23 protein-coding genes are annotated in these 22,797 nt (G+C 65.5%); 8 read left to right on the forward strand and 15 right to left on the reverse strand.

Annotation, left to right across the window (positions count from 1 at the left end; genetic code table 11):
* Nucleotides 1–14: 14 nt before the first annotated feature.
* On the forward strand, nucleotides 15–971 hold the full coding sequence (locus ACIPPQ_RS09060) for an RluA family pseudouridine synthase (RefSeq protein ID WP_446543784.1): 957 nt from the start codon (nucleotides 15–17) through the stop codon (nucleotides 969–971).
* 80 nt (nucleotides 972–1,051) lie between these two features.
* Nucleotides 1,052–1,954 (forward strand): RNA polymerase sigma factor RpoH, encoded by a 903-nt coding sequence (gene rpoH / locus ACIPPQ_RS09065; RefSeq protein WP_293648630.1) that lies wholly within the window; start codon nucleotides 1,052–1,054, stop codon nucleotides 1,952–1,954.
* A gap of 75 nt (nucleotides 1,955–2,029) precedes the next feature.
* Here the strand turns inward: rpoH and ACIPPQ_RS09070 are convergent, their stop codons facing one another.
* On the reverse strand, nucleotides 2,030–2,845 hold the full coding sequence (locus ACIPPQ_RS09070; RefSeq protein ID WP_446543785.1) for a transporter: 816 nt from the start codon (nucleotides 2,843–2,845) through the stop codon (nucleotides 2,030–2,032).
* A 75-nt stretch (nucleotides 2,846–2,920) separates the two neighbouring features.
* Between ACIPPQ_RS09070 and mtgA the strand changes: the two genes are divergently transcribed.
* A complete protein-coding gene (gene mtgA, locus ACIPPQ_RS09075; protein WP_446543786.1) occupies nucleotides 2,921–3,628 on the forward strand; it encodes a monofunctional biosynthetic peptidoglycan transglycosylase in 708 nt (235 codons plus the stop codon).
* Between the two features lie 15 nt (nucleotides 3,629–3,643).
* Here mtgA and ACIPPQ_RS09080 read toward each other — a convergent pair whose 3' ends face one another.
* From ACIPPQ_RS09080 to ACIPPQ_RS09110, 7 genes are all read right to left on the reverse strand, one after another.
* Nucleotides 3,644–4,537, reverse strand: a complete 894-nt coding sequence (locus ACIPPQ_RS09080) for a hypothetical protein (RefSeq protein WP_446543787.1) — start codon at nucleotides 4,535–4,537, stop codon at nucleotides 3,644–3,646.
* Nucleotides 4,538–4,611: 74 nt separating this feature from the next.
* Nucleotides 4,612–5,148, reverse strand: coding sequence for a J domain-containing protein (locus tag ACIPPQ_RS09085; protein WP_327457240.1), 537 nt, complete (start codon nucleotides 5,146–5,148; stop codon nucleotides 4,612–4,614).
* A gap of 54 nt (nucleotides 5,149–5,202) precedes the next feature.
* Nucleotides 5,203–5,988: a polyphosphate kinase 2 family protein gene (locus ACIPPQ_RS09090; RefSeq protein ID WP_446543788.1), complete on the reverse strand. Its 786-nt coding sequence runs from the start codon at nucleotides 5,986–5,988 to the stop codon at nucleotides 5,203–5,205.
* A 98-nt stretch (nucleotides 5,989–6,086) separates the two neighbouring features.
* Nucleotides 6,087–6,956: an alpha/beta fold hydrolase gene (locus ACIPPQ_RS09095; protein ID WP_446543789.1), complete on the reverse strand. Its 870-nt coding sequence runs from the start codon at nucleotides 6,954–6,956 to the stop codon at nucleotides 6,087–6,089.
* 3 nt (nucleotides 6,957–6,959) lie between these two features.
* Nucleotides 6,960–8,750: an aspartate--tRNA ligase gene (gene aspS, locus ACIPPQ_RS09100; protein WP_446543790.1), complete on the reverse strand. Its 1,791-nt coding sequence runs from the start codon at nucleotides 8,748–8,750 to the stop codon at nucleotides 6,960–6,962.
* A 103-nt stretch (nucleotides 8,751–8,853) separates the two neighbouring features.
* Nucleotides 8,854–10,365: an FAD-binding protein gene (locus tag ACIPPQ_RS09105; RefSeq protein ID WP_446543791.1), complete on the reverse strand. Its 1,512-nt coding sequence runs from the start codon at nucleotides 10,363–10,365 to the stop codon at nucleotides 8,854–8,856.
* The gene (locus ACIPPQ_RS09110; RefSeq protein WP_446543792.1) at nucleotides 10,365–10,694 is read right to left on the reverse strand and encodes a hypothetical protein; all 330 of its coding nucleotides are present in this window, start codon (nucleotides 10,692–10,694) and stop codon (nucleotides 10,365–10,367) included. The genes ACIPPQ_RS09105 and ACIPPQ_RS09110 overlap by 1 nt, the downstream gene beginning before the upstream one ends.
* 109 nt (nucleotides 10,695–10,803) lie before the next feature.
* On the opposite strand from ACIPPQ_RS09110, the gene rnd reads away from it, so the two are divergent.
* Nucleotides 10,804–11,979: a ribonuclease D gene (rnd, locus tag ACIPPQ_RS09115; RefSeq protein ID WP_446543793.1), complete on the forward strand. Its 1,176-nt coding sequence runs from the start codon at nucleotides 10,804–10,806 to the stop codon at nucleotides 11,977–11,979.
* Between the two features lie 88 nt (nucleotides 11,980–12,067).
* Nucleotides 12,068–12,478 (forward strand): MliC family protein, encoded by a 411-nt coding sequence (locus tag ACIPPQ_RS09120; protein WP_446543794.1) that lies wholly within the window; start codon nucleotides 12,068–12,070, stop codon nucleotides 12,476–12,478.
* On the opposite strand, the gene ACIPPQ_RS09125 is transcribed toward ACIPPQ_RS09120, so the two are convergent.
* Genes ACIPPQ_RS09125 through ACIPPQ_RS09140 form a run of 4 tightly spaced genes read right to left on the reverse strand, consistent with a single transcriptional unit; the run spans nucleotide 12,475 to nucleotide 18,080 of the window.
* Complete coding sequence (locus ACIPPQ_RS09125) at nucleotides 12,475–14,022, reverse strand: Ppx/GppA family phosphatase (RefSeq protein WP_446543795.1); 1,548 nt, start codon at nucleotides 14,020–14,022, stop codon at nucleotides 12,475–12,477. The genes ACIPPQ_RS09120 and ACIPPQ_RS09125 overlap by 4 nt on opposite strands.
* Nucleotides 13,985–16,159, reverse strand: coding sequence for an RNA degradosome polyphosphate kinase (locus ACIPPQ_RS09130; protein WP_446543796.1), 2,175 nt, complete (start codon nucleotides 16,157–16,159; stop codon nucleotides 13,985–13,987). Before ACIPPQ_RS09130 ends, ACIPPQ_RS09125 begins: the two co-directional genes overlap by 38 nt.
* Entirely contained in the window at nucleotides 16,150–16,809 is a 660-nt protein-coding gene (locus ACIPPQ_RS09135; RefSeq protein ID WP_446543797.1) for an HdaA/DnaA family protein, read from the reverse strand. Before ACIPPQ_RS09135 ends, ACIPPQ_RS09130 begins: the two co-directional genes overlap by 10 nt.
* A complete protein-coding gene (locus tag ACIPPQ_RS09140) occupies nucleotides 16,809–18,080 on the reverse strand; it encodes a heavy-metal-associated domain-containing protein (RefSeq protein ID WP_446543798.1) in 1,272 nt (423 codons plus the stop codon). The genes ACIPPQ_RS09135 and ACIPPQ_RS09140 overlap by 1 nt, the downstream gene beginning before the upstream one ends.
* A gap of 85 nt (nucleotides 18,081–18,165) precedes the next feature.
* On the opposite strand from ACIPPQ_RS09140, the gene purM reads away from it, so the two are divergent.
* From purM to ACIPPQ_RS09155, 3 genes are read left to right on the forward strand one after another with little or no spacing between them, the layout of a single operon-like run.
* On the forward strand, nucleotides 18,166–19,272 hold the full coding sequence (gene purM / locus ACIPPQ_RS09145) for a phosphoribosylformylglycinamidine cyclo-ligase (protein ID WP_446543799.1): 1,107 nt from the start codon (nucleotides 18,166–18,168) through the stop codon (nucleotides 19,270–19,272).
* Nucleotides 19,265–20,215 (forward strand): phosphoribosylglycinamide formyltransferase, encoded by a 951-nt coding sequence (gene purN, locus ACIPPQ_RS09150; RefSeq protein WP_446543800.1) that lies wholly within the window; start codon nucleotides 19,265–19,267, stop codon nucleotides 20,213–20,215. Before purM ends, purN begins: the two co-directional genes overlap by 8 nt.
* A gap of 18 nt (nucleotides 20,216–20,233) precedes the next feature.
* Entirely contained in the window at nucleotides 20,234–21,076 is an 843-nt protein-coding gene (locus ACIPPQ_RS09155; protein WP_446543801.1) for a hypothetical protein, read from the forward strand.
* Nucleotides 21,077–21,198: 122 nt separating this feature from the next.
* On the opposite strand, the gene ndk is transcribed toward ACIPPQ_RS09155, so the two are convergent.
* The 3 genes from ndk to ACIPPQ_RS09170 form a co-directional block, all read right to left on the reverse strand.
* Nucleotides 21,199–21,621, reverse strand: a complete 423-nt coding sequence (ndk, locus tag ACIPPQ_RS09160; protein WP_037518700.1) for a nucleoside-diphosphate kinase — start codon at nucleotides 21,619–21,621, stop codon at nucleotides 21,199–21,201.
* A gap of 90 nt (nucleotides 21,622–21,711) precedes the next feature.
* Entirely contained in the window at nucleotides 21,712–22,236 is a 525-nt protein-coding gene (locus ACIPPQ_RS09165) for a hypothetical protein (RefSeq protein WP_446543802.1), read from the reverse strand.
* Nucleotides 22,237–22,337: 101 nt separating this feature from the next.
* Nucleotides 22,338–22,787: a DNA polymerase III subunit chi gene (locus ACIPPQ_RS09170; protein ID WP_446543803.1), complete on the reverse strand. Its 450-nt coding sequence runs from the start codon at nucleotides 22,785–22,787 to the stop codon at nucleotides 22,338–22,340.
* Nucleotides 22,788–22,797 lie beyond the last annotated feature (10 nt).

Raw genomic sequence — 22,797 nt, forward strand, 5'->3', positions numbered from 1 at the left:
CCACATTCGGATCAATGCAGGGGGATGACGACATTTTGACCGTGGCGCTGGCGGATAGCGCGGCCGGGCTGCGGCTCGACCGGGCCCTTGCCGAAGCGCTGCCAAGCCTGTCGCGCGAACGCCTGAAAAGCCTGATCAAGGGCGGCCGCGTGGTCGACGCGGGCGGCAACATCCTGTGGGATCCATCGGCGAAGGCCGCGGCACCCGCCACGATCGAGGTCCGCCTGCCCGCCGCCCTGCCCGCGCATAATGTTGCGCAGGATATGGATCTGGTCATCGCCTACGAGGACGAGCATCTGATCGTCGTCGACAAGCCCGCGGGGATGGTCGTCCACCCCGCCGCGGGCAATCTCGACGGTACGATGGTCAACGCATTGCTCCACCATTGCGCGGGACAGCTCTCGGGGATCGGCGGCGTCGCGCGTCCCGGGATCGTTCACCGCATCGACAAGGAAACGAGCGGACTGATCGTTGCGGCCAAGCACGACAAGGCGCACGAGGGCCTCGCAAAGCAATTCGCCGCGCACAGCATCGACCGCCGCTACCTTGCGCTCGCGACGGGACGGCCGATGCCCGCGAACGGCACGATCGACGCCGCGCTCGGGCGGTCGACGACGAACCGCAAGAAGATGGCGGTCGTCGCCGAAGGGCGCGGCAAGCATGCGATCACCCATTATCGCACGATCGAACCGCTGAAGAATGCGACGTTGGTCGAATGCCGGCTGGAAACCGGACGCACGCATCAGGTGCGCGTCCACATGATGCACATCGGCCACCCGCTGGTCGGCGATCCGGTCTATGGACGCGCCAAAAAGCCGCTGTCGGAGGTGCTGAAAGCGCGGAATTTCGCGCGGCAGGCATTGCACGCGGCCCATTTGGGCTTTATTCATCCGGTGACCGGTAACAGGATCGCGCTCGACAGCGAACTCCCAGCGGACATGCGGGAACTGATCGATGAATTGCGCGTTTAGGTTTCGAATGAAAATCTATTTTGACCGCCGGAGCCAACCGCGGCATATTTCTCCTCTGAAAATAAGGGAAGTCTCTACCCATGGCTAACAAAAGCAATGTTCCGGCAACGGTGCCCGCGCTCGGCGGTGAGGCGAGCCTGAACCGCTATCTGGCCGAAATCCGCAAATTCCCCCTGCTGACCCCCGAGCAGGAATATATGCTCGCGAAGCGATTCCAGGAGCATGGCGACAATGAAGCTGCGGCGCAGCTCGTCACCTCGCACCTCCGCCTCGTCGCGAAGATCGCGATGGGCTACCGCGGCTATGGCCTGCCGGTCAGCGAGCTGATCAGCGAAGGCAATATCGGCCTGATGCAGGGCGTGAAGAAGTTCGACCCCGAACGCGGCTTCCGCCTCGCCACCTATGCGATGTGGTGGATCCGCGCGTCGATCCAGGAATTCATCCTGCGCTCGTGGAGCCTCGTCAAGATGGGCACCACCGCGGCGCAGAAGAAGCTGTTCTTCAACCTCCGCCGGATGAAGAACAACCTCGCGGCGTTCGAGGATGGCGACCTGTCGCCCGAGCATCTGACCAAGATCGCGACCGACCTCGGCGTCACCGAGGAAGAAGTCACCAGCATGAACCGCCGCATGGCGATGGGCGGCGACACCTCGCTGAACGTCCCGATGGGCGAGGACGGCGACAGCCAGTGGCAGGATTTGCTGGGCGACGAAGGCCCGTTGCAGGACGAACGCGTCGCAGAGGCGCAGGAGCGCGACGTGCGTCATTCGCTGCTCAACGAAGCGCTCGAAACGTTGAACGAGCGCGAGCGTCACATCCTGACCGAGCGCCGCCTGACCGACGATCCGAAGACGCTGGAAGACCTGAGCCAGGTCTATGACGTCAGCCGTGAACGCGTGCGCCAGATCGAGGTGCGCGCGTTCGAGAAGCTGCAGAAGGCGATGCTGAAGCTCGCGGGCGACCGCCGGCTGGTCACCGCCTGATCGGCGCTCTCCTTTGCGTCCGCGGTTAAAACGCGCGGATGCGAAGGACGCCGCCGAATTCCTGAGGTGCGAGCCTCAAAACCGGCGGGTAAAACCGAAATAAAGTTCGACGTCGGGGCTGTCACGATTGAGGCCGACATTGGCGCCGATGTCCCACTGGCTGTCGGCATCGGGCTGCCAGCCGGCCGAAAGCCCGGCCAACGCCTCGGTCGAGCGTCCGCCGGGATCGCGGTCGCGGGTCAGCGACACTTCGGCCGCCATCGAGATATCGTCGGAGACCCCGAAACCGAGGCCGACGACCGATCCATAGGCGAGATGGCGGCCGTCGCCATCGCCGTCGACCGCCGCATCGACGTGCGGCGTGAAGCCGAGCGACACCGCGCCGAGTTCGAAGCTGACCGGCACGATCAACCCCGCCCCCCAGTCTCCCGCACCGAAGCCCTCGCCGCCGACGGGCAGCGTCGCATAGGGCATCAGCGCGATCGAGGTGCCCGAACCATCCGGGTTCTTCAAATTCTGGCGCAGAGCGAGGGTGACGTCGCCCGTCCGCGTCCGGCGCGTCACATCGCCGCTCGCCCGGTCGCGTTCGCGCACCTGCCCCAGCATCGTCCAGCCGACCTGTACCTCGAGCGAGGGCGTGAGCCCCGCGCGAAGCAACGTGTCGCCGAACGCGAAGACGTCGGTGCGGCTGGCGGCATTGCGGTCGAGCGTCCAGTCGGCGATGCCGACCTCCAGCATGACCGCCCCGGCATCGACGGTGCAGGCGGGGGTACCGAGCCCCGGCCGGTCGGGGCAAAGATCGCGGCGATCCTCCTGCCCCAGAGCCGGCGCGGCACAGGTCAGCGCGGCGAGCAGCAATATCGATCGAAGCGGCATCGGGTTTTTGTTCATCCGTCTTCTTTTCCGAAATTCGCGCGATCGATCAAGCCCGCTTGCCTCGGGACGGCAACCGGTTAATTTGCCCGCATGGCAACTTCTTCCCGCGCAAAGACGCGCAAGCTTCCCTGGTATCTGCGACCGTTCAAATGGCTGCTGTGGTTCATCGCGATCTCGGTCGCATGGGTGCTCGTCTATGCCGTCGTGCCGCCACCGGTGACGCTGACGATGCTGCTCGACAGCAACGGGATCACCAAGGATTGGGAGAGCCTGTCGAACATCGACCGCAACATGGTGCGTGCGGTGATCGCCGCAGAGGACGGGAAATTCTGTTCGCACGACGGCTTCGACCGCGACGCGATCGAACAGGCGATCGAACGCAACGCCAAGGGCAAGAGGATGCGCGGCGGATCGACGGTCAGCCAGCAGACCGCGAAGAATGTCTTCCTGTGGCAGGGCAGCGGCTGGACGCGTTATGTCCGCAAGGTGCCCGAGGTGTGGTTCACCTTCCTGATCGAGAAAATCTGGGGCAAGCGGCGGATCATGGAGGTCTATCTGAATGTCGCCGAGACGGGGATCGGCACTTATGGCGTCGAGGCGGGCGCGCAGCGCTATTTCAATCATGGCGCCAGCAAGTTGACGCCCGCAGAGGCGGGACGCATCGCTGCGATCCTGCCGCTACCCAAGAAACGCGAGGCCGTCAGCCCGTCTGGCTTCACCCGCCGCTACGGGAATACGATCCGCGCGCGCATCGGTGTGGTAAAGCGCGACGGGCTGGACAGCTGCGTCTATAAATAGCGCGCCCGTGCCAGCCTAGCGCCGGACACGCGCCCGCGTTTCGAGGTCCACGATGCGGCGCTCGAGATAATTCCGGTCATCGCTGCTCGGCGTCGCGCGTGCATAAGCGGCGTCGAGACGCATCAAGTCGCCGGCTTCGACGCGGACCTGTGCCTGCGCAGCGGCGGTCAGGCCGCTGGCCCGCAAGGCGGCGTCGATGTTCGCCAGCCGTGTGCGGTTGTCGAGCACGGCCGGGCCGCCGCCATAGGCGGTATCGCCGACGCGGGCGTCGAGCGCATCGAGGCGCGCATCGAGATCTTCCCGTTCGCGATCGCTGATCCCGTCGCGGGCATAGGTGGCCTCGGTCTGGATCAAGGCGGCATAATCGCGCTTGAGGCTCGTTGCCTGCGTACGGCTCAGACCGCGGGCAGCGACTCTTGCATCCACGCGCCGGTCAAATTCGGCACGCCCCTCCGCAACCGACAAGGTGGTCGAGCCCTCGTCATCGGCATAGCCGCCCTCGGTCAGCGCCTGTGTCAGCGCCCCATAGCGGTCGCCGAGTTCGGTACGTTCCTGCGTTGTAAACCGGCCGTCGGCACCATAGCGGGCTTCAAGCGCGACCAGTTCATCATACTCGGCCTTGACGCGGGTTCCGTTGCGCGCGGTCAACCTGCCCGATCGGACATCAGTATCGATGCGGGTGGTGAACTGGGTGCGCTGGGTCGCCAGCGGCTTGCGGCCCGCCGCCCATTGCCGTTCGATCGAGGTCGACGCACCGAGCCGGTCGCCGAAAAGGGTTCCGAGAATCGCGCCCACCCGGTCTTCCTGCGTCGTCGACTGCTCGGTGGAACCGCTCTGCGCCAGCGCGGCACCCGGAACGAGGATCAACGCCCCCGAGACGAGTGCAGTTAAGGTCCTGGTCGTGGTCATGCGACATCTCCTTGTTAAGTTTGAACAAGGAACGCCCGGTCGGGAGTGTGGTTGCTTCGGGGAAAGGGGGCGGGTTACGCCGGCTTCCAGCTCTTTCGCTCTTCGGCCTGCTTGAGCACCTCGAACGCCGCCTGTCCCGCAGCGAAACGCTTCGCGGCCTCGGCATCGCCCGGCTTAACGTCGGGGTGACATTCCTTCGCGAGGTTTCGCCATGCCTTTTTCGTCGCCTCGAAATCGGCGTCGGGTTCGAGGTCGAGGATTTCGAGCGCGCGCATTTCGTCCGCGCTGCGGCTGCCATCGCCCGATCCGCCCCACGCATAATGTTGCGCGCGCGCATAGCTGTTCGCGCCACGCGCCTCTTCGGCCGCGCGCGCCGCGGCATCCTCGGCGCTCAGCCCTTCGAAATAGTCCCAGCCGCGATTATATTCAGCGGCGTGCGTCTCGCAGAAATACCAGCGTTCGGGGCTGTTCGGCGACTTCGGCGCAGGGCAGTTTCCGGGTTCGGTACAGCCATGGCGGTCGCACAGGCGGACCTTCTGCGCCTCGCGCGACGAGCCATAGGGGCGCCAGCGGGGAAAACCCCAATCATCGGATCTCTTGGCGCGGCTCATCTTTCCCATGTAGCGGCTGGCGCGGGCGATTGCTAGGCCAAGGAGGCCGAAAACCTAGTCTTTCGGCTTGTAACCGAACGCCTTCGCCGCGAGCTTCACCACCGCCGGGTCGCGATCGGACGGGGTCATCGGCACCGCCGCTTCCAGCGTTTCGACGATATGCGTCAGCGCCGCGATGCGGGCCGCCTTCTTGTTGTTGCCGTCGATCACCTTCCACGGTGCCCAGCGCGTGTTCGTCTGCGCGAACATCTCTTCCATCGCGGCGAGATAGTCCTTGCGCTTCGAGCGGTTGCGATAGTCTTCGGTGCCGGTTTTCCAACGCTTCCACGGATCGTCGAGGCGATCGGCGAAGCGCTTGTCCTGTTCGTCCTGCGTGATGTGGACGAAGAGTTTGACGAGGTTCGTGCGGCTGCCGGTGAGCTGCGCCTCGAACTCGTTGATCTCGTCATAGCCCTTGCGCCATTCGGCCTCGCTCGCGAAGCCCTCGACGCGCTCGACAAGCACGCGGCCGTACCAGCTGCGGTCGAAGATCGAGATTTCGCGGTTGCCCGGCAGGCGTTTCCAGAAACGCCAGAGGAAATGGCGCGCCTTTTCCTCGTCATTCGGCGCGGCGATCGGCCACACTTCGAAATAGCGCGGATCGAGCGACGCGGTCAGCCGCTGGATGATCCCGCCCTTCCCCGCCGCGTCCCAGCCTTCGAACATGATGATGCTGCGCTGGCCGTGGATGATATGCGCCGCCTGAAGCCGTTCGAGCCGGTCTTCGAGCGCCGCGAGAGTGTCGGAATAGTCGCCATCATATTTGGCGCCGGCTTCAAAGTCGGAAAGGGAGATGCTCATCCGGCCACCCTAGCGCGAGCCGGCCTTCCGACCAAGCGCGCGATCGGCCGATGTCATTTTCTGGTACAGCGCGCGCGGTGTTCGTTACGCGCCGCGGATCAGAGCAACTCCGCGAGCAGAGCAGCGACGCGCGCCGGGTTTTCCATCGGGATGAAGTGGGTGTGGTCGGCCCACAGTTCGTCGCGCTCGGCGCCGATCACGGGGCCGAGTCCGGTCCAGGTCGGGCTCAGCGAGAAATCGAGCGCACCGCCGCGTTCGCCGGTCGGGGCGCGGATCAATGTCGAGGGCACCGACAGATAATGCAGCCATTCGTGCGGGCTGGTGCGCAGCGCATTCTGGTAGACCGAGGCTTCGAGCGCCGGGGGACAGGCCAGCTCCAGCCCCTCTCCATCTGCGACGGGGAGCAGGCCATGGGTGCAATAGTCGGCAAAAACGCGCGGATCCCAGTTCGCATAGGGCGGCCGGTCAGCAAAGCGAGCACGCATCTCTTCGGCGCTTGTCCATGCGTTGCGGCGGCGCGCCACCGGATGATCGGCCGGATCGGGGATCGGGCCGGCGTCGCCCGCGTATAGGGCGGGGTCCATGATTACCGGATCAATCAGCACGAGATGAGCGAAGGCGGCCGGCCGCTGCGATGCGAGCCGCGTGAGCACATAGGCGCCCATGCTGTGGCCGCACCCGACGAGCGGGTGGCCGCCGAGCCCGTCGAGCAGCGGCAGCAGCGCGTCGGAGGTCGCCGCCCAGTTGGCGAGCGTCGCAGGACGGTAGCTGCGTCCGTGGCCGCGATGGTCGGGCGCGATAACGTGGGTGCCCGGCGGCAGCGCCGCGACGACCTGATCCCATAGCCGCGCGTGAAAACCCGTCGCGTGGAGCAGGAGCAGCGAAGGCCCATGCCCCCGCTCACCCCATTCGAACCAGCAGATGTCGCCTTCCGGCGTTTCCAGCCGGTGCTCCCGCGGCTCGCTCACACCTTAGCTCTTCGGACCGTCGACGAGGCGGATGCTGAGTTCCTTGAGCTGCTTGTCGCTGACCGGCGCCGGCGCGCCCATCATCAAATCCTCGGCCTTCTGGGTCATCGGGAAGACGATCACCTCGCGGATATTGGGTTCGTCGGCGAGCAGCATCACGATGCGGTCGACGCCCGGCGCCGACCCGCCGTGCGGCGGCGCGCCGAACTTGAAGGCGTTGATCATGCCGCTGAAATTCGCATCGACGTCGGCCTGGCTATAGCCCGCGATCTCGAATGCCTTGTACATGATATCGGGGCGATGGTTCCGGATCGCGCCCGACGACAGTTCGACGCCGTTGCAGACGATATCGTACTGGTACGCGAGGATATCGAGCGGATCCTTGCCCGTCAGCGCGTCCATCTCGCCCTGCGGCATCGAGAAGGGATTGTGGCTGAAATCGATCTTGCCGGTGTCTTCGTCGGCCTCGAACATCGGGAAGTCGACGATCCAGCAGAATTCGAAACGGCTCTTGTCGATCAGGTCGAGCTGATCGGCGACGCGCGTGCGCGCGAGGCCCGCGAGCTTCGCAGCCTTCGCTTCGACGCCCGCGGCGAAGAAGATGCCGTCGTTCGGGCCGAGTCCCATCGCGTCGGCGATCGCCTTCATGCCTTCCTGGCCGTGGTTGTTGGCGATCGGCCCCCCGAACACCCCGTCCTTCTGCGTTGCATAGCCAAGGCCCGGAAAACCTTCCGACTGCGCCCAGCTGTTCATCTCGTCGAAGAATTTGCGGCTCTTCTCGTGCGTTTCGGGGGCGGCGACAGCGCGGACGACCTGTCCTTCGTCAACCATCGTCGCGAAGCGGCCGAAGCCGGATCCCTTGAAGAAATCGCCCACGTCATGGACGAGCAGCGGGTTGCGCAGGTCGGGCTTGTCGCTGCCATATTTCAGCATCGATTCGCGGTACGGAATGCGCTTGAACGGCAGCGGCGACACGGTGCGACCCTTGCCGTCGAAATCGGCGAATTCCTCGAACACGCCGTGCAGCACCGGTTCGATCGCGCTGAAGACGTCGTCCTGCGTGACGAAGCTCATCTCGAAATCGAGCTGGTAGAATTCGCCGGGCGAGCGGTCGGCGCGTGCGTCCTCGTCGCGGAAGCAGGGCGCGATCTGGAAATAGCGGTCGAAGCCCGCGACCATCAGCAGCTGCTTGAACATCTGCGGCGCCTGCGGCAGCGCATAGAATTTGCCGGGATGGACGCGGCTGGGGACCAGATAGTCGCGCGCGCCTTCGGGGCTGCTCGCGGTCAGGATCGGCGTCTGGAATTCGGTGAACCCCTGATCGATCATCCGGCGGCGCAGCGACGAAATCACGTTCGAACGCAGCACGATATTCTTGTGCAGGCGCTCGCGGCGGAGATCGAGAAAACGGTTGGTGAGGCGGATTTCCTCGGGATATTCGGTCTCGCCGAACACCGGCAGCGGCAGGCGATCGGCGGCCGACTGCACGGTCACCGCGCTCGGGTAGATTTCGATCTCGCCGGTCGCGAGCTTCGGATTGAGCGTCTCGGGCGATCGCGCGGCGACCTTGCCGGTGAAGGTCAGGACGGACTCGGGGCCGAGGGCATTGACCGTGGGATAGAGATCCGAACCGGTTTCCACCACGATCTGGGTGATGCCATAATGGTCGCGAAGATCGACGAAGAGGACATTCGCATGTTCGCGCGTACGATGCACCCAACCCGAAAGACGGACTTCCTCACCGACGTTGGCGGCGCGAAGATCGGCGCATGTGTGAGTACGATAGGCGTGCATTTTTTCGTCTTTCAAAATCCGGGGAAGCGCGGGCGAACGCCGCGCCGACATGGCCGCGCCTAAGGCAGGTCGGCGCGCCATTTGTCAAGGGTTGACGGCCAAATCAGCAGGTCAATCCGAGGCTATCGAGCACCTCGCTGCCGAACAGCGCACGGTGCTCCGGATCCGGAAGCAACCGGTCGCGCGCGGCGCGCCAGCGGCGGAAATCCTCGCCATAATCGGCGGCAACGCGCGCCGCGTCGAGCCGGCAGCTTTTCGCCCAGTGGCGCGTGAAGGCAATGCCCTCGGCATCGAGGCGTTCGACGACACGCGCATAGGCATCGGCAGTACGCTGGCTGCGCGGACCGTCGAAGTCGATCACCGCGTTATGCGGGAAGCGCGCAGGCGCCAGCAATCCCTGCGCACGCTCCATGAAGCGGACGGTGACGACGGTCGAGCCGCCATGCCGCGCATAGACCGCGCAAACCAGTTCGAAGACATGCGCGAGATCGGAGCGGTCGATGGTCACCGAGGCGTTGAACAGATCGGCGAGCGGCCGGTGCGTATCGAGCCCCTCTCCCCAGCTGCCATAAACCGGCGGCGCGTCGACATCGGGGCCGCTCGCATAGCCCTGCTTCATAGCGAATTGCAGCAGCGCCCCGCGCGCCCAAGGATAATCGTTGAGGAACCGGCCGAGCAGGCTGAGCGCGTCATAACCCGCACCGAGCTGACCCGGCGTTGCGCGGGGATAGTCGTCGCGCCACGGCTCGCGGTAGAGGAAACGCAGCATCGCCGGCCGCTTGAACGGCTTGTACGGATTGACGATCATCTGGACGAAATCGGGATCCTGATCGAGCGCATAGGCGGCCGAGAAGCGCCGAAAATCTCCCAATGCGAGCCAGCCTAGCGCCGCCGCATCGACCTTGCGCAGATTCTGGATCGGGCGAACGAGGAATTTCGGGACGCTGTCGACAACGAGCGCGGTGACGATACCGAGCGACCCCACCGGAAGCTGCGCCGCGGCAAACATCGCATCGTCGCGCAGCACCGTCGAGCCGGTGGCGGCGATAAAGGCATCGCTCATCACGCCCGTTTCGGGTTCGATCCAGTGGATACCGGCGGGCGTGACGACCTGCACCGCGCGGATGTGATCCTGGATACCCCCGCGCGCGATCATCGATCCGTGGGTGCCCGTCGCCGCGGCACCCGCGAACGTCTGGCCATTGCCCGCACCGCTCGTCCACAGCGAACGCCCCTGTTCCTCGAACTTGTCCGACACCTCGTCGACGAGCGCCCCCGCCTCGACGAGCATCAGCGCGCCCGCATCGATGCCGGGGCGAACGTCGTCGGCACCGATACGAAAACAGCGATTGAAGCGGCGCGTATGGAGCAGCCAGCTTTGCGAGCTGATGTTGACGTTCGACGGCGACCAGCCCGCGCCGAGCGGTCGGACGCGACGTTTCGCCGTGGCCGCCTGCGCCAGCCAGTCCTGCACCGATTTCGCCGCGATCGCGATCTCGTCGCGCCCGCGCGGCGCGTCGCCGCTACGCAGCGCAAAGCGCGTCGCCGCCTCGCACGTGCCCGTGCCATGATAATTGGTCCAGCGCCCTTCGTCGCCGAGCTTTACGATGGGCATCACGCGTCTCCCAGCGGCTGGATGCCGGCGTGCGCGCGCCAGGCAACGGTTACCGGGCGAAGAAAGCCGAAGGTCGCGATGGCCACGAGCATCTGGCGCCGCGTCGCAAAGACGCGGGCGTCGCACAGGCCGTGATCGGATTCGGGCGTCACGAAGGGCTGCGCGGCCTGCGCCGCAAAGCCCCAACCCTTCAGCGTCACGACCATCGATTCCTCGTCGAGCGGCCGCGGGTTGGCGATCGATACGAAAACATCGGCCTGCCCCGCGGCATATTGCCCGAAAAGCAACGCAAAACCGAGCGCGGCAAGCGCCCAACCGAGCCACATCATGCCCCAATTCCCTTCGTCTTTTTCCCCAGCCGGTGTTCCGGCTCCGCGACCCGAAGAGCACGGACAATTTTTCCTGCCCGTTACTTCCAACTAGCTGTATAGGCGCGCTATGCAAGTCCATCCGTTGATCGAAACCAGCGCCGCGCTCGTCGAATTTTGCGACCTCATTCGGGACAGCGATTTCATCGCCGTCGACACCGAATTCATGCGGGAAAATACTTTCTGGCCAGAGCTTTGCCTGATCCAGGTCGCCGACCGCGACCATGCGGCGGCGATCGATCCGATGGCGCCCGGCATCGATTTGAAGCCGCTGCTCGACCTGCTCGTCGCCAATGAGGACATGCTGAAAGTCTTTCATGCGGGCGGGCAGGATGTCGAAATCATCTTCAACCTGACCGGCAAGACCCCGCACCCGATCTTCGACACGCAGATCGGCCAGATGGCGATCGGTCAGGCCGAACAGGTCGGTTATTCGAATCTCGTCGAAGCGTGGATCGGGCTGCAACTCGACAAGGGCGCACGCTTCACCGACTGGAGCCGCCGCCCGCTCGACAAGCGCCAGATCGATTATGCGGTCGGCGACGTCACGCATCTCGCGAAGATTTTCCCGATGATGCTCGACAAGCTGATCAAGACCGGCCGCGGCCACTGGCTCGACGAGGAAATGGAAAAGCTCGCCGACCCCGCCAATTACAGCGTCGATCCCGACAAGGCGTGGCAGCGGATCAAGATCCCTTCGCGCAAGCCCGACGTGCTCGGCCGCCTGCAATCGCTCGCCGCATGGCGCGAGCGCGAGGCGCGCTCCAAAAACCTGCCACGCGGCCGCATCGTCAAGGACGAGACACTCGCCGACCTCGCCGCGCATCCGCCGAAGGATCAGGACGGGCTCGGGCGCGTTCGCGGGCTATCGGCGACTTGGAAATCGAACGATATCGGCGCGCGGCTGATGGACGCGCTGACCAATGCAAAGCCGATGGCAAAGGACGATATGCCCGATCGTGCACCGCGCGGACCCGGGCTCGGTAAGGAAGGCGTGCTCGTCGCCGACCTGCTCAAGCTGCTGCTCAAGATTCGCGCCCGCGAACTCAACGTCGCAGCACGGCTGATTGCACGCAGCGACGACCTCGAAGCACTGGCCGCGGGCGGGCGCGAAGGCATCGCGATGATGGAGGGCTGGCGTTACGACGTGTTCGGCCACGCCGCGCTCGACCTGGTCGAAGGCCGGATGGGCTTTGCGGTCAAGAATGGCAAGCTGGTGATGAGCGAGATCGACAGCGCCGCCTGAGCCCCGAGCGCCTTATCATTTGCGTGACGACCGGTGTTGCACCATAATCAGCCGGATAGAATTTCCTGCGAAAATGAAGGAGCAAACCATGCGTTATCCTGTCGCTATCGCCCTCGTCGCCATCGGCCTTGCGGGCTGCAACGCGTCTCCGACAAAGACCGAAAGCCCCACCACGGAAACGGCGGAATCGACCGCGCCCAAGGCTGACGCGGCGGCCGCACCCGCCGCCGAACTCACGCGCTATAGCTGCGCCGACGGATCGACCGTCGAAGCGCGCTATCCGACCCCCGATACGGCGCAGATCGTCTACAAGGGCAAGACCGTCGACATGAAGGTCGCGCAATCCGCGAGCGGAGCGCGCTATGTCGGCGACGGCTGGCAATGGTGGACGAAAGGCATGACCGACGGGATGCTCGCGCCGCTGAAGCCCGGCGAGGATATCGCATCGGCCGCGGGGACCACTTGCACGGCCGCCGCCGCGGCTCCGGCCGCGAACTAGGCCGCGCCGCCACCCAGCAAATCGATCACCGGTTCGGCGTCGAGCGCGTTCCCCAATGCGCGCAGGCGCCGGTCGACCGCTTCGCCCATCAGGTGGCGCCATTCGGGCGCAACCGATAGCCGCAGCTTGCCATCGGCGAGCGCGATCGAGCTACCGCCGAGCGGCGCCTGGATGCCGCCCGTCAGGCGCTGTGCGAGGCGGATCGCCAGCCCCCATTGCCGCGCCCGCGCCAGCCGTTCGGGCGACACGAGGCCACCCATCGCCGGGAATTCGGCATCGGCACCGCCAAAGCCCGCGTAAAGAGCGCGCGCGAGGAGGATGCGGCCCGGAATATCGATGCTGCGCCAGTTGCCGTGCAGGCCGATTTCGGTGCCGCGCTCGGCGCGGAAATCGGGGTTCGCCGACCAGGCGACATCGCTGAGCAGGCTGGCGGCGAGACGGACACGGCTGTCGACGGGCGCCTCGTCGGCGAACAGCGGCGCGATCCATTCGGCGATCGCGCGGCCGTGCGGCGCGAACCGCGCGAGGCGGCGACCCTCGAATTCGGCGGCGACGATCAGCGGATCCTGCGCGCGCGTTTCGGCATCGAGCGCCTGGTAGAGCAAACCCTCGCGAAGCCCCGACGACGACACGGTCATTTCGGGCACGTCGAGGATGTTGACGAGCGTCGCGAGCAGCGCCGCCGCATCGGGCAAGGCCGCGGCGCGGTTCGACGCCATGCCGGGAATCGCCCGCAATTCCTCGAAACTCAGCCGCTTGGTCGCACGGGTCAGGCGACGTAGCGCGGTGCGCGGCAGGCTGTGCTGGTCGAGCACCGCGAGCGGGTCCTTCGTCAGTTCGAGATCGAGGCGCGAGAGCGCACGCCACGAACCGCCGACAAGATAGAGCGGCAAGCCGGTGAGGCCTTCGCCGGGCCAGCCCGCAGCCCGGAGCATCTTGCGCACCGCGCGCTCGAACGCCTGTTCGCCGTCTTTGCGCAGCGCAGGCAGGCGCAGCACGCCGAGCGGGAAGGATGCGCGGCGGCCGACCCGGCCATCCGACACTTCGGCGAGTTCGAGGCTGCCGCCGCCGAGATCGACCGCGATACCGTGCGCGTCGGGAATCGCCGCAAGCACCCCGTGTCCGGCCGCTTCGGCTTCCTCCTCGCCCGACAGCAGGCGGATGTTCAGCCCCGCCTCGGCTGCCGCGGCGATGAAGTCGGGGCCATTCGCGGCGTCGCGCACCGCGGCGGTCGCGACGCACTGCACGTCCTGCACATCCATATGCTTCGCGAGCAGCGCGTAACGGCGGAGCGCGACGAGGCCGCGCTCGGCGTCCTGCGGCGCGATCCGGCCGTCGACCGCGAGGCCGCGACCGAGCCCCGCGGCGACCTTTTCGTTGAAGATCACCGCCGGCGCGCGCGCGGGTCCTTCATAAACGACGATACGCACCGAGTTCGAGCCGATGTCGATGACCGCCGAGCGGTGGACCGTCTGTTTCGGAGGGCGCAGCAAACAGGATTCCGTTTCAGTCTTCACGTGTGTCGAAAGCGAGCGTGGGAACATCCTGACGCTTGTGAAGCGCGGTGCCGCGCCCCGACAGCGACGGGTTGTTCATGAAATAATGATGCAAGTTAAATGGCTTGTCTCCCGGAGCCACACGTACCGAAGTGCCGTCGGACTGGAGGATCCAGCTTTGTTCATTGTCGATCAGGTTGGCGACGAGCACCTGGTCCAATATCTGGTCGTGCACCGTCGGGTTTTCGATCGGGATCATATATTCGACGCGGCGATCGAAGTTGCGCGGCATCCAGTCGGCGCTGCTGATATACAGCTTTGCCGCACGGTGCGGCAGCGGGGCGCCGTTCGCAAAGGCCCAGACGCGGCTATGTTCGAGGAAGCGCCCGACGACCGATTTGACGCGGATCGTCTCCGACAGGCCCGGCACCCCCGGGCGCAGGCAGCAGATCCCGCGCACGATCAGTTCGATCGGCACGCCTGCGGCGCTCGCCTCGTAAAGTTTGTCGATGATGTCGGGGTCGACGAGGCTGTTCATCTTGGCCCACACGCCCGACGGCTGCCCCGCCTTTGCCGCCGCGGTTTCGGCGTCGATCAGTTCGGACAGATGCGCGCGCATGTTGAGCGGCGACATGGTGATCAGGTCGAGCCGTTCGGGTTCGACATAGCCGGTGATGTAATTGAACAGCTGCGCCGCATCGCGCCCGGCGCGCGGGTCGGCAGTGAAGAAGCTGAGATCGGTATAGATGCGCGCGGTCACCGGGTGGTAATTGCCGGTGCCGAAGTGGCAATAGGTGCGATACCCCTGCCCTTCGCGGCGCACGACCATCGAAATCTTGGCGTGCGTCTTCCACTCGATGAAACCGTAGACGACCTGCACCCCGGCGCGTTCGAGCTGGTTTGCCCAGAGGAGATTCTGTTCCTCGTCGAAACGCGCCTTGAGTTCGACGACCGCAGTGACCGACTTGCCCGCCTCCGCCGCCTCGATCAGCGCGCGGATGACCGGCGACTGGTTGCCGGCGCGATAGAGCGTCTGCTTGATCGCGACGACGTCGGGATCGGCCGCGGCCTGACGGAGGAAGGAGAGCACGACGTCGAAGCTCTCGTACGGGTGGTGGACGACGATGTCCTTCGAGCGGATCGCGGCGAAACAATCGCCGCCATGTTCGCGGATGCGTTCGGGAAAACGCGCCGAATAGGCGGGGAATTTGAGGTCGGGCCGGTCGACGTCGACGAGCGCGGACAGCGCCGCGAGCCCGATAAATCCGCCGATCTTGGCGACGATCGCTTCATGCCCCTGGATATCGGCGCCTAGCACCTCGGCGATTTCGCCGGGCATGTCGGCTTCGAGTTCGAGCAGGATCACGCGCCCGCGGCGACGGCGGCGGATCGCGGTACGGAACAGGCGGACAAGATCCTCTGCCTCTTCCTCGAGCTCGATATCGCTGTCGCGAATGATGCGGAACACGCCGAGCGACCGGATCGTGAAACCGGGGAACAGCAGGTCGCCGAAAATCTCGATCAGATATTCGATCGGGACGAACGCCCCCGGCTGCCCCGGCACGGGCACGAAACGCGCCAGCGAGGCGGGAATCATCACCAGTTCGCGGATCGTCTCGCCGGTCGCCTTGCGCTGAAGATCGAAGATGACGCCGAGGCCGCGGTTGGGGATGAAGGGAAAGGGATGCGCCGGATCGAGCACCTGCGGGGTGAGGATCGGGAAAATCTGGTCGATGAAATATTGGCGGAGCGCCGCGCGCAGCACGTCCTTGTCCGATCCCGTGCCGTGGACGACGATGCCCTGTTCGCCGAGCAGCTTGTGGAGCAATTGCCATTCGCTCTGCTGCTGGTCGACGAGCCGGTTCACCTCGGCCTCGATTTCGGCCAGCTGCTGTCCCGGCGAACGGCCGTCGGCCGACGGATCATCGATCCCCTGGAGCTGCTGCCCCTTAAGCCCCGCGACGCGGACCATGAAGAATTCGTCGAGGTTGCTGCCCGAAATCGACAGGAAGCGCAGGCGTTCGAGCAAGGGATGCGCGGGATTGCGCGCCTCTTCCATCACCCGCCGGTTGAAGGCCAGCCAGCTGAGTTCGCGGTTGAAGAAGCGTTCGGGGCCGAAAGTGGGCGGTGTCGCCGCGGTGGCGGCATCATTGTCTGCGCGTAGGGGGCCGCCGGCTATCGACATGTCGCTTCATCCTGTCTTTCGAGCAAATCGGGATCGATGAGCCCCTGTGACAGTAATGTTTCACGAGTAAGACGAACGCTAACGCCCCGCCCTTTTTCAAGCGAGGCCGCGTCGAGCGCCGCGACGATGCGGTGGATCGCGGCGTAGCTGCGCTCCATTCGCGGGACGATATAGGAGGCGACGCCGGGTGCGAGCGCCATGCCGCGCTGCGCGAACAGCGCCTCGATCAGGTCGCGCGCGAGGCAGTCGTCGGGATCGCCGATCGTCAGCACCGGCACCGCGGCGAGGCGCGAGCGCAGGTCGGGCAGCGCGACATTCCATTCCGAAGGCGGCGTATCGGCGATGACCAGCAGCGGCGCATCGCTCGCCTGCGCGGCGTTCCACGCGTGGAAAATCTCTTCTTCCGAAACGCTGTCATGACCGTCGATGACGCGGCCGCCGGTGTCGCTGGCAAAGAGGCGGCCGATCAGGCTGCGGCCCGACCCGCGCGGCCCGGTGAGCACCGCGGTGCGGACGGGCCAGGTCGCGACGTGGCGCAGATAGCGCACGGCATCGGCGTTACTGGTGCCGACGATCAGCGGACCATCGTTGCTACCGCCGGCGCTCCAGTCGAGCGGCAAGGCGATCTGGCCGGGAGCGGCGCGCGCCATCAGCGGCTGATCCGCAGCGTGCTGCCGCCCTCCTGCACCTTGTAGCCGCGCGCCGTGAGCGCGGTCTTCAGCGCCGCGATATCGCCGCGGAAGGTCACGCGCATGACCGAGGTGCCGCCAAGTGCGAGGCTGGTGGTCGAGGCGGACTGGACGCCCGCTATGCCGCCCACCGCGCGTTCGGTCGCGGTGACCGAATCGACGTCGGGCGAGCTATATTGCACGGTGAAGCTCTGCACCCCGACGGCGGCCGTGGTCGGCACGCTTGCATCGGTTTCGGTAGGCAGCGCCTCTTCATCGGTCGCGACCTCTTCGGGCAGGTCGGCCTTTTCGACCGGCTTTTCGAGGACGAGATAGGTGTCGGTGCGCAGCACGCCAGCGGCCAGTGCGTCGATATAGATGCGGTCCATCCGCGCGACCGCCTTTTCCATCATGTCGGGCAGTGCGGCGGGGCTGGGTCCGGTCATCGTGAAGCTGGAAATCAGCTTGCTGTCGGGACCGAAGCGGGCAGTAAAATAGCCTTTGATCGGTCCGCCGGGATAGGAATATTCGACGCGTGCGATCGGCGTCAGCACGTCGGCGGCGCCATATTGGTCGAGGATCACGCGCCACCAGACGCGGCCACGACGGCCGGTCTGCCCCGCGTTGATCAGCAGCGTGTCGGCGCCGGTGCCCGCGGTGCGGACATAGTCGATCGCGCTTTGCCCCGTATTATATTCGGCCCACGCGCGCTGCCATGCGCTACGCTGTTCGAACACCTGCGGAATGCCGTCGATCGAATAGACGGGAATCACGAGCAGCGGCGGCGAGCGCAGCGTCCGCCCGCTGACGCCGAGAATCTGACCGGCGCGGACGCGGTCGAACTGGACGCCGAGCCGCGCGACATAACGGCGCGGTCCGATCTGCTCCTCCTCGACGACAACCGCGGTGACGATGCCGTCGAGCACCGAATCGCCGAGTGCGGGACCGTCGCTGCCGTTCAGCTTGCGATAAAGCTGCGCCCAGCCCTTGCGCTGCGCCTCGCGCCAGCCCTTCGAGCGCGCGTCGTCGGCGTTATCGCCGGTCACATCGACGAGGATGCCGCTCGCGAGGAAATCGCCGCTGCTGTTGATCGGGGTGATGCCGCGGTCGCCGCGGGTGATCTGCCCATCAACGATTCCGGCGAGAAGAATCGCAGCGAACAAGCCGAAAAGCGCGGCCCATCGCCAATCGCGCGGGCGAACCGCGTCGAAGGAAAAGCGAGGTGCGAAGCGGGGGAAAGCGGCCGAAATCATATCTTCTCTATGCTTTGCCCAAAAGCGTGGCCCCGGACAAGGAAATCATGGCATTTCGTGGCCAGAGTCGTTAGTCGCGCTGGCCATGGATTCCAAGCACAACCCACCCGCCTCCTACACTTATGCGCAGGCCGGCGTCTCGATCGAAACCGGCAACGCGCTGGTCCGTGCCATCGCCCCGCTCGCCCGTGCGACGCGCCGCCCCGGCGCCGACGCCGACCTTGGCGGCTTCGGCGGCTTTTTCGACCTGAAGGCGGCGGGGTTCAACGATCCTTTGCTCGTCGCGGCGAACGACGGCGTCGGCACCAAGCTCAAGCTCGCGATCGAATCGGGCAAGCATGACGGCGTCGGCATCGACCTCGTCGCGATGTGCGCGAACGATTTGATCGTTCAGGGCGCCGAGCCGCTGTTTTTCCTCGATTATTACGCCACGGGCAAGCTCGACAATGATGTCGCGACCGAAGTCGTCGCGAGCATCGCCGAAGGGTGCAAGCAGGCGGGATGCGCGCTGATCGGCGGCGAAACCGCCGAGATGCCGGGCATGTATTCAGACGGCGATTACGACCTCGCGGGCTTCTGCGTCGGCGCGGTCGAGCGCGACCAGGTGCTGACCGCCGACAAGGTCGCGGCCGGCGACGTGATCCTCGGCCTCGCCTCGTCGGGGGTGCATTCGAACGGCTTCTCGCTCGTGCGCCGACTTGCGGCCGACAAGGGGTGGAAACTCGATCGCCCGGCCCTGTTCGACCAGACCATCCTGCTGATCGACGCGCTGATGGCGCCGACGCGCATCTATGTGAAGAGCCTGCTGCCACTCGTGAAGACCGGCCAGATCCACGCACTCGCGCATATCACCGGCGGCGGCCTGCTCGAGAATATCCCGCGCATCCTGCCCAAGACGCTGCACGCGCACATCGACGCCGATGCGTGGGCGCAGCCGCGGCTGATGGCGTTCCTGCAGGCGCAGGGAAATATCGAGCCCGAGGAAATGGCGCGTACCTTCAACTGCGGCATCGGCATGGCGGTCGTCGTCGCCGCGAGCGATGTTGACACTGTTACCGCTGCGCTCGAAGCCGCGGGCGAGACAGTGTTCCGCGTCGGCCACATCGCCGAGGGCGAAAAGGGCTGCACCGTGACGGGCGGCGCCGAAACGTGGAGCGCACGCGCGCCGTGGAGCGCGACGCATAATGGCTAAGGCGCGTGTCGCCGTCCTGATTTCGGGCGCCGGCACCAATATGGCGGCGCTGCTTTACGCGGCGAAGGCCGAAAGCTGCCCTTATGAGCTGGTGCTTGTCGGCAGCAACGATCCCGATGCCCCGGGGCTGGCGATCGCCGAGGCCGAAGACATCGCGACATGGGGCCTGTCGCACAAGGGCATGAACCGCGACGCGTTCGACGCACTGGTCGACGAACAATTGCGCGGCGTCGGCGCCGAGTTCGTCGCGCTCGCGGGCTATATGCGCATCCTGTCCGACGCGTTCGTGGCGCGCTGGGCGGGCCGGATGATCAACATCCACCCAAGCCTGCTGCCGCTCTACAAGGGGTTGAACACGCACCAGCAGGCGATCGAGGCGGGCGACAAATTCGGCGGATGCAGCGTGCACGTCGTGACGCCGGGCGTCGACGAAGGCCCGGTGCTCGCGCAGACGCCGGTCGCGATCCTGCCCGGCGATACCGTCGAAACGCTCGCGCGGCGGGTGCAATTCGCCGAGCACCAGCTCTATCCCGCCACCCTCGCCGCGTTCGTGACGCGCGAGCGCTCGCCCGACTATCTGCGCGCCCGCGTGCGCGAACTCGCGATGGCGCTGCCCGAGGCCGACGAGGTCACCTCGCACGGCATGCCCTGCTTCGGGATCGTGAAGGGCAAGAAATTCGCCTATTTCACCGAGGATCATCACGGCGACGGCAAGATCGCGCTGCTGGTGAAGATCAGCGGCGCCGAGGAGCAGGCGATGCTGATCGAACTCGACGAAGACCGCTATTACCGCCCCGCCTATTTCGGCGACGGCTGGGTCGGCATCCGCCTCGACCTTGGCGACACCGACTGGGATGCAATCGGCGAATGGCTGCGCAAGAGCTGGCTCGCGATCGCGCCGAAGAAGCTGGCAGGGCTGATGGGAGTTGCGGAAGACTTCTAGGCAAAGAGGGGCGCTTTGATGGATTCGGACTTTGGCGAAGCAATCGATCGCATAAAAGAGATCGCCAAGGCTGCGGCACAGGATGCCGAAGCGCTGGAAGCCCGGCAAGGACACGCAGGCGACGCGATCGAGATACGCGCACACCTCGACCGCCTGTGCGGCCAACTAACCGATATCCATGCCATTCTGACCGGCGATGCCGAACAGGAAAAGGAGGGCCTGCTGAAGCGCTTCGGGCGTTGGTCGCGGTTGGTCAGGGCCGATCTGCGCCAGTTCGACGAAGATGAGCGGCGGTCGCTCCACGAAAGAATATTGGCGGTAGAGCGCGAGGCGCTGGCCGAACTGAATATCGGAAGTCGCTGGACGGGCAAGCTGCTCGAAGAGTTACGCAGAAAACTCGCAACGACGAGGCGCGTCGAACTGACCGACCGCGCGCTGGCGCAGATTTGTGCAGATATCGACGCGCTGCGGGCATTTGTCTGTCGGTCGGGGCCGACGCCTGGACGGAGGAAGCTGGATCTGGTCCTGAAAGGGGTCCACGGCACGATCAAGATCGTGGCCGACATCGGAAAGCTCGCCGGAGATCCAACTGTCATAATGGGAATTTGCGGGCTTTATTCCGTCTATTCGGGCGGAAGCATGATCCGAAGCGCCGTGCGGGGATTGCAGCGGATCGAAGACGAGGCCGCCCGAGCCGCCGCGAATGCCGAAGAAGAAAAACAGAAGGCCGAGGCGGTAGATCGCGCAAGGGGGGCCGAAGCTGCGGCGGAGGAAGAACGCCGGCGCAAAGCGCATGTCACCAAAGAACAGGAGCAGCTCAAGGAGAAGGCCCGCAAGAACGGCGGGAAGTACAGGCTTTAGAAACTCGACAAACCGGATGCCAAGCAGGGCGGAACCGCAACCGCCGCCCCTCTTGGCGCATCGACGAAAAAGGCCGCCGGATCGCTCCGGCGGCCTCTTCGTTTCGGAAAATGCCGATCGGCTTAGCCGACGATTTCTTCGGGCTTGAAGAAATACGCGATTTCGATCGCGGCATTTTCGTCGCTGTCCGAACCGTGAACCGTGTTCGCTTCGATGCTTTCGGCGAGCTCCTTGCGGATCGTGCCGGGCGCGGCGTCCTTGGGGTTGGTCGCGCCCATGATGTCGCGGTTCGCCTGCATGGCATTTTCGCCTTCGAGGACCTGGACGACGACGGGGCCGCTGATCATGAAGTCGACGAGTTCGCCGAAGAAGGGGCGTTCCTTGTGGACCGCGTAGAAGCCTTCGGCCTGTTCGCGGCTCATGTGGATACGCTTCGACGCGACGACGCGCAGGCCGGCGTCTTCGAGCATCTTGGTGACGGCGCCGGTGATGTTACGGCGCGTGGCGTCGGGCTTGATGATCGAGAAAGTGCGAGTGACCGCCATGGGGGAAGCTCCTGTGTTGTTATTGTCTGCGATGCGCGCGCCTCTAGCGGCGCTTTTGCTGCACTGCAAGGACCGAGCACGGCGCGGCGATCAGCCGCCCGAACCATAGGTTACCGCGCCTTCGACCATGTCGCCATTCTGGGTCGCGGTGATCTGGATCGAGGTTTTCGCATCGTCCGGCTTTTCGGCGCTGATGATGATCGTGTCCTCGGCGTTCATTTCGGACTTCACCTTGAGGCCAGCGGCCTCGATCTGGCGTCGGTAGTGCGCGACGACGTCGGCCGCATTGCCCTTCACCTCGAAACTCGCAAGACCGCCCTTCCCGTCCTTGCCCGACCCCGCGAAGCCGCCGGTCATCTTCGATCTCGGATAGGGCGTGATGCCCGCGGGCAGTTTCGCCTCGCCGCCGAACTGCACTTCGCCTTCCTCGGTCCTGATCGTCACCTTCCCGTTTTCGCCGTCTTTGCTGCTGATGCTATAGTCGGCGGTCTTGCCCGTTTCGGGGTCGGTATAGGTGCCGCTCGCGACCTCGGCCTCCGATTTCGAACCGCACCCCGCCGCGAGCAGCGACAGCGAAACGGCAAGGGCGGTGGAAAGAAACGGATTCGGGCGCATCGTCAGGCTCCTGTGCAAAGATGGATCGGCCACATGGACCGCGGCCCGGCCTATGCGACAGGCACCACGGCGCGTCGGTGACCCCCGTCACACCGGCCCTGTCAGGGGCCTTCGGACCAGCGGCCGTTTTCGTCCTGTTTCCAGAAGCGGTTATCGACATCGTCGCGCGCGGCGAGCGTGCGCCAGAGCGCCCGCGCGTCGTCGATGCGGCTGTTGTCGAAGAGCAGGAAGGTGCGCTCGAAGCCCAGCGCCTCCTCGCGCCATTCGCCATCGGCGAGCGCTAGGTGGCTGGCGCGGTTCGGCGGCGAGGCCGCGAGCGTGCCCGAAATCAGGATCGGTTCGATCTCTTCGTCGGGCGAACCCGCAGCCCCATGCGGCAGGAAGCTCGCCGGCGTCAGCGTCCACAGCGCCTCGTCGATCGCCTGCCGCTGCATCGCGGACGCGGCGACCACCAGCAGGCGGTCGCCGTTCGCGAGGATGCGCGTCGCGAGCGCGGGGAGCACCCGTTCGACCGGGTCGCGGGTCAGCCGGTAAAAGTCGACGCGCGCCATGCTCCCCTGC

Source organism: Sphingopyxis sp. LARHCG72, from assembly GCF_052871675.1.

Excerpts from the sequence above, each read along its gene's own strand:
- ACIPPQ_RS09085 (WP_327457240.1), bottom strand. The coding sequence starts at position 5,148 with ATGAGCCGCGCCAAGAGATCCGATGATTGGGGTTTTCCCCGCTGGCGC.
- ACIPPQ_RS09130 (WP_446543796.1), bottom strand. The coding sequence starts at position 16,159 with ATGTCGATAGCCGGCGGCCCCCTACGCGCAGACAATGATGCCGCCACC.
- ACIPPQ_RS09120 (WP_446543794.1), top strand. The coding sequence starts at position 12,068 with ATGCGTTATCCTGTCGCTATCGCCCTCGTCGCCATCGGCCTTGCGGGC.
- ACIPPQ_RS09090 (WP_446543788.1), bottom strand. The coding sequence starts at position 5,988 with ATGAGCATCTCCCTTTCCGACTTTGAAGCCGGCGCCAAATATGATGGC.
- aspS (WP_446543790.1), bottom strand. The coding sequence starts at position 8,750 with ATGCACGCCTATCGTACTCACACATGCGCCGATCTTCGCGCCGCCAAC.
- purN (WP_446543800.1), top strand. The coding sequence starts at position 19,265 with ATGGCTAAGGCGCGTGTCGCCGTCCTGATTTCGGGCGCCGGCACCAAT.
- ACIPPQ_RS09155 (WP_446543801.1), top strand. The coding sequence starts at position 20,234 with ATGGATTCGGACTTTGGCGAAGCAATCGATCGCATAAAAGAGATCGCC.
- ACIPPQ_RS09170 (WP_446543803.1), bottom strand. The coding sequence starts at position 22,787 with ATGGCGCGCGTCGACTTTTACCGGCTGACCCGCGACCCGGTCGAACGG.
- ACIPPQ_RS09060 (WP_446543784.1), top strand. The coding sequence starts at position 15 with ATGCAGGGGGATGACGACATTTTGACCGTGGCGCTGGCGGATAGCGCG.
- rpoH (WP_293648630.1), top strand. The coding sequence starts at position 1,052 with ATGGCTAACAAAAGCAATGTTCCGGCAACGGTGCCCGCGCTCGGCGGT.
- ACIPPQ_RS09140 (WP_446543798.1), bottom strand. The coding sequence starts at position 18,080 with ATGATTTCGGCCGCTTTCCCCCGCTTCGCACCTCGCTTTTCCTTCGAC.
- ACIPPQ_RS09125 (WP_446543795.1), bottom strand. The coding sequence starts at position 14,022 with ATGTTCCCACGCTCGCTTTCGACACACGTGAAGACTGAAACGGAATCC.
- ACIPPQ_RS09165 (WP_446543802.1), bottom strand. The coding sequence starts at position 22,236 with ATGCGCCCGAATCCGTTTCTTTCCACCGCCCTTGCCGTTTCGCTGTCG.
- purM (WP_446543799.1), top strand. The coding sequence starts at position 18,166 with ATGGATTCCAAGCACAACCCACCCGCCTCCTACACTTATGCGCAGGCC.
- ACIPPQ_RS09135 (WP_446543797.1), bottom strand. The coding sequence starts at position 16,809 with ATGGCGCGCGCCGCTCCCGGCCAGATCGCCTTGCCGCTCGACTGGAGC.
- ACIPPQ_RS09080 (WP_446543787.1), bottom strand. The coding sequence starts at position 4,537 with ATGACCACGACCAGGACCTTAACTGCACTCGTCTCGGGGGCGTTGATC.
- mtgA (WP_446543786.1), top strand. The coding sequence starts at position 2,921 with ATGGCAACTTCTTCCCGCGCAAAGACGCGCAAGCTTCCCTGGTATCTG.
- ACIPPQ_RS09105 (WP_446543791.1), bottom strand. The coding sequence starts at position 10,365 with ATGCCCATCGTAAAGCTCGGCGACGAAGGGCGCTGGACCAATTATCAT.
- ACIPPQ_RS09110 (WP_446543792.1), bottom strand. The coding sequence starts at position 10,694 with ATGATGTGGCTCGGTTGGGCGCTTGCCGCGCTCGGTTTTGCGTTGCTT.
- ACIPPQ_RS09070 (WP_446543785.1), bottom strand. The coding sequence starts at position 2,845 with ATGAACAAAAACCCGATGCCGCTTCGATCGATATTGCTGCTCGCCGCG.
- rnd (WP_446543793.1), top strand. The coding sequence starts at position 10,804 with ATGCAAGTCCATCCGTTGATCGAAACCAGCGCCGCGCTCGTCGAATTT.
- ndk (WP_037518700.1), bottom strand. The coding sequence starts at position 21,621 with ATGGCGGTCACTCGCACTTTCTCGATCATCAAGCCCGACGCCACGCGC.